Genomic DNA, 4,319 nt, shown 5'->3' on the forward strand with positions numbered 1-4,319 from the left:
GCGCCTTGAGACGCTGGCCGGTACCCAGGGCTTATAGCCCTCGAGAAAACCACCCGTTTAACGGGTGGTTTTTATTTCCAAATTTATTTTGCTGAAGCGGCACCAAAGAACAGCTAGCTCTGTACCTTCTGTACCGCTATTTTGGCCGGCTTTAGTTGGTGTACTTGTAAGGCAATTGGTGATGAAAGTTTTCAAAACCCGAGAAGATTTCGTCAATCGTGGCGGCATCGATGAAGAGCTGCAGGTTTTCTTGTGGGGCAAAACCTTCGTCACAGCATCTTTGCATCATCGTAACCAGTGGATCGAAGTAGTGGTCAATGTTGAAGAGAGCGATGGGCTTTTGATGAACGTTGATCTGACTCCACGACAGCATGGTCGTGAATTCCTCAAAGGTACCAAAGCCACCGGGTAGCACGATAAACGCATCGGCTTGACGCAACATCTCGTCCTTACGTTCGTCCATGGTGGCCGTTTCGATGAAGGTGGTGACGTCTTCCTTGGCTAGGCCCATCTCACGTAAGAAGGTGGGGATGATACCGATGACCTCACCACCAGCTTCCATGGTCGAGGTGGCGATGGCGCCCATCAACCCTTCTTTACCCCCACCATAAACAACGGGGTGTTGGTGCTCAGCTAAGTATTGGCCGAGGTTATTCGTTTCGCTTAAGTACTTTGGATTATAGCCGTGATTGGATCCACAGAAGACACAAACATTTTTAATTTTTGGCATGAAACTGACCCCCAAGTAAACTTATTTTGGCACTATTATACCGCAAACCAGTGTTGGGGGGAGATAGTTTTTGTAAGTGCTTTTCAATTTAGTAAGGCGTTTGCATCAAGCCGGGTGCTTTGATTGACCTTTAGCGGTGACCCTTCTAAGCTGGTCACATAAAAGGTTCGCTAACGGGAAGGATGAAGGGTCATGGCTATTGAAAGGGTCGTTGTAGCGGGCGGTGGCACGTTGGGGAGTCAGATTGCTTACCAGGCCGCCTATAGTGGATTTCGGCTCACAATTTGCGAGGTCAACGCAGCTAAGGTAGCGGCCAGCAAGCGCCGCGTGGCTACCTGGGATACCATTTATGCCCGGGAGTTAGCCGCCACCCCCGCCATGTTACACGATACCAATGAGCGAATTCGGTATGCCACGGACTTGGAGACGGCAGTCGAGGACGCCGATTTGGTGATTGAAGCGATCCCCGAGGCGGCCGGGGTGAAGCGGGAGTTTTACGCCACCTTGGCGAAAGTGGCCCCGGCCCGGACGATTTTTACGACTAACTCGGCAACGTTTATCCCCAGTCAGTTTGCGGTGATGACGGGCCGACCAGACCGTTTTCTGGCCCTGCACTTCACGAGTCCAGTCTGGACCGATCATGCGGCTGAAATCATGGGGCAGCCCGAGACGGATCCGGCTGTGTATCAGGAGGTTGTCCAGTTTGCCAGGGACATTGGGATGGCGCCGATTTTATTGCAGCGTGAACAACCAGGGTACGTGATCAATACATTAACGACGCCGTTCCTGGAGGCGGCACTGACACTGTGGGCCAATGGAATCGCGGAACCAGCCACCATCGACCGAGCCTGGATGATTGCCACTAGTGCACCGAAGGGCCCGTTTGGTATTCTAGACCAGATTGGGTTGAAACGCGTTTACAACGGTTTGTTAGCGGCTAGCGCTCAGCCAGGAAAGGGCGGATTGGTCGAGGTAGCTCATAAACTAAAAATGGAGTTGTTAGATCATCATCGACTAGGCTTGGCAAGTAACCACGGTTTTTATCAGTATCCGCACCCAGTGTATGAGCAGGCAGAATTTTTAATATGAATTAACGCGTAGTGCTAGTCATGTAATATTTACTGGATAGAATGCTGAATCAAATCAAATAGTATGCAAAAAGACCGCATTGGCGGTAGATTCTAAAGGCCCTAATGGTGGTGATGCTTGTACCAAGGCTTATGACGATGAGGCGCCGAAAAACGCTAATGATTATAAGGCTGGCCAAACCGATGGAAATGCTGATGGCGAAGGCGGTAAAGGGTCAAAGCCTAAAGCTAATCAGTCCGAGGCCGATAATCAAAGTTATGATTCTGGGTATGCGACTGGAAAAGCAGACTATGATAAGAATAATAGTGGGAAAACAGATCCCGATGATTCTGGAAATTTGGGTTCTGGAACTAACATTGGATCCAGTACGGGTACCGTCTTGTTGGAATCGCGGAATTGAAACGAAGGAAAGCAGCTTAGTACAACTGGAATCTCAAGAGACGTTCACCAATTCTGGAGAGCGCCTTTTTCTTTTTTTGAGTTAGTGAAGAAGTGCAGGCCTTATTTATAGGTTAACTGAGTTTAAACGGATTTGAACTATGATTGGTTGCATCATTAAGTGAGCAAACTAGCGTTTTAGATTAAGGTTCACCTAAATCACTATTGACTAAAGAAAAAATTAAGAATAGATTTTAAAAGAAAGCACCACACATTGTCTCAAGTGGGTAGTGTATTGTGCTTGAATAGGTAAAAGTGGGAGGAGCGTCGAAATGAATAGACAGTCAAGAAAAGTGACAAGTAAGCATGGAAAATTTATAAATAAAAGGAATTATCAGTATTTGGGATTATGCTATAGTCCCCTTAAAGTTAACAGATGAATTATAGTTTTTCATCTGTCAACCTTAAGGGGACTATAGCAATGAATGGTTTCATTCGGGATTTGTCGATGGAACATACAAGAAAAAGAAGCATGGTCACTATGTGTATCGGGTTTATTATGCGTCGCACACAGGAAATTATAAGCATAGGAATTTAAATACGGGATTAGCATCGAGTGGTTCAAATGGTGTTCGGCTAATCCATTTGAAAATGAGATGATTTCTTGAAAACAAAATATGATCATTTTAAAGAGAAATTAGTTAGTCATTGGAAAAATATTGGAAGAGTGAGGAAAGTTCTTGAGGTTCTGCTTTTTACCGTCCTTGCTTTTCTTACAGTGCCGAGTAATTCTGTAAGATTGGCCATAGCCTTGTCTGGGCATCCGCATATTGCACTCCATACTCAGGTCACTAAAGTAGGCTCTGGTGAAACTCGATATTTGCTTGGTAAGTATCATATTGGTCGAGCTTATGAAATTAATAATTCATATTTAAGCTGGGATGGAAGCTATTATGTTTATGCATTTCATGTGACTAGAATTATTTTATTTAATGTGGCATATTCAGTACCTGAGCCTGGTTGATAGACACGAAAGTAGTGTTGTTCCTTCGTCCTGGAATGCATGGCTCTTATAATTTGGTTAATGAAGGGCAAGGTATCTTCGTTAAAAATAATCAAAATGGAAAATATGTACGAGCTTCTAATGCTCATCAGTATACGATTAAACAGTTATTCAATAGATAGGCAGGCGTGTGAGTATGGTTAAACATCGATTATTCAAAAAAAATATTATATCAATTGGGGTAATTTGTCTGTATTTGTTGCCAATCGTAAGTGTTTCGGCAAATTCCAATTTCCAAAAATACGGGTACGTTTTTAAAAGCACACGTTCGGTGAAGTATAGTCGTCATCTATCAACGCCATTGATAACTAAAGTGATGCATCCACATACGAAAGACCTCTATTTTAAAAATCGCGAGACGACGCACCGCGGTGTTAAGTATATTGGTCTTCAACGTCAAGTTGTTGGTTGGACCTTTACGAAAGGACATGCGCGCAGAAAAACGTTCAGAACATTCTATGTTCGTCGGAGTGCTGTAAAAAAGGTCAAGACGGTGTTGGCCCAAACGTCGATTAAAAAAACGCCAGTTAACTTAAAATCCAGTCAGTATAATTTTTGGACGTATCCAAGAGGGACGCGGCAGAGCGTTAAGGAACAGTACCGAGGCAGTACTTATCGTTTTCGTACGCTATATGCGACTGAGAAAATGCATACCCGATTACATGGGACTTTTATAAAAGTCCAGACAGCTTCCGGGAAAAAATTGGGTTGGATTTATCAAGGGGCAGTATTAAGTGGCCGGTATTTAGACCCTGTTGCTTACCTAACGCGTAATACACAGCTCACCAAAAGAGTGTGGGTAAACAAAAAGAAGCCACGTATCAAAGTGGCATCACTAAGTCAGGATAATCAGTTGAAGACTTTGATTGTCCAAGGTGAAGATAATTCAGCAACCGTTATTACGATTGATCCTGTTAGAGACACGTATTATGTGTTGGAGAGCAATCGCACGCGAACCAAGGTTAAAAAGACCAGCATTAAGTGCTATAGTCCCCTTAAGGTTGACAGATGAAAAACTATAATTCATCTGTTAACTTTAAGGGGATTTTTCTATGCCTA

The 4,319-nt window shown here is 44.1% G+C and carries 5 protein-coding genes; 4 read left to right on the top strand and 1 reads right to left on the bottom strand.

The window, feature by feature from the left end; genetic code table 11:
• Positions 1 to 151: 151 nt before the first annotated feature.
• Positions 152 to 730 carry an LOG family protein gene (locus EKM87_RS12160; RefSeq protein WP_125685000.1) on the bottom strand — a complete coding sequence of 193 codons (579 nt, stop codon included), beginning with the start codon at positions 728 to 730 and terminating at the stop codon, positions 152 to 154.
• Between the two features lie 192 nt (positions 731 to 922).
• Here EKM87_RS12160 and EKM87_RS12165 point away from each other — a divergent pair, with 192 nt between their 5' ends.
• The 4 genes from EKM87_RS12165 to EKM87_RS12180 all read left to right on the top strand — a co-directional run bounded on the left by EKM87_RS12165 (position 923) and on the right by EKM87_RS12180 (position 4,272).
• Complete coding sequence (locus tag EKM87_RS12165) at positions 923 to 1,819, top strand: 3-hydroxyacyl-CoA dehydrogenase (RefSeq protein ID WP_125685002.1); 897 nt, start codon at positions 923 to 925, stop codon at positions 1,817 to 1,819.
• A 79-nt stretch (positions 1,820 to 1,898) separates the two neighbouring features.
• Positions 1,899 to 2,219: a hypothetical protein gene (locus tag EKM87_RS12170; protein WP_125685004.1), complete on the top strand. Its 321-nt coding sequence runs from the start codon at positions 1,899 to 1,901 to the stop codon at positions 2,217 to 2,219.
• Between the two features lie 642 nt (positions 2,220 to 2,861).
• Entirely contained in the window at positions 2,862 to 3,221 is a 360-nt protein-coding gene (locus tag EKM87_RS12175; RefSeq protein WP_125685006.1) for a hypothetical protein, read from the top strand.
• Between the two features lie 175 nt (positions 3,222 to 3,396).
• Entirely contained in the window at positions 3,397 to 4,272 is an 876-nt protein-coding gene (locus EKM87_RS12180) for a GW dipeptide domain-containing protein (RefSeq protein ID WP_164506507.1), read from the top strand.
• The last annotated feature ends 47 nt before the right edge of the window (positions 4,273 to 4,319 follow it).

The organism is Levilactobacillus yonginensis (genome assembly GCF_003946265.1).
GTDB classification, from domain to species: Bacteria; Bacillota; Bacilli; order Lactobacillales; family Lactobacillaceae; genus Levilactobacillus; species Levilactobacillus yonginensis.

Coding starts and splice junctions, on each gene's coding strand:
- EKM87_RS12160 (WP_125685000.1), bottom strand. CDS start 730: ATGCCAAAAATTAAAAATGTTTGTGTCTTCTGTGGATCCAATCACGGC.
- EKM87_RS12165 (WP_125685002.1), top strand. CDS start 923: ATGGCTATTGAAAGGGTCGTTGTAGCGGGCGGTGGCACGTTGGGGAGT.
- EKM87_RS12180 (WP_164506507.1), top strand. CDS start 3,397: ATGGTTAAACATCGATTATTCAAAAAAAATATTATATCAATTGGGGTA.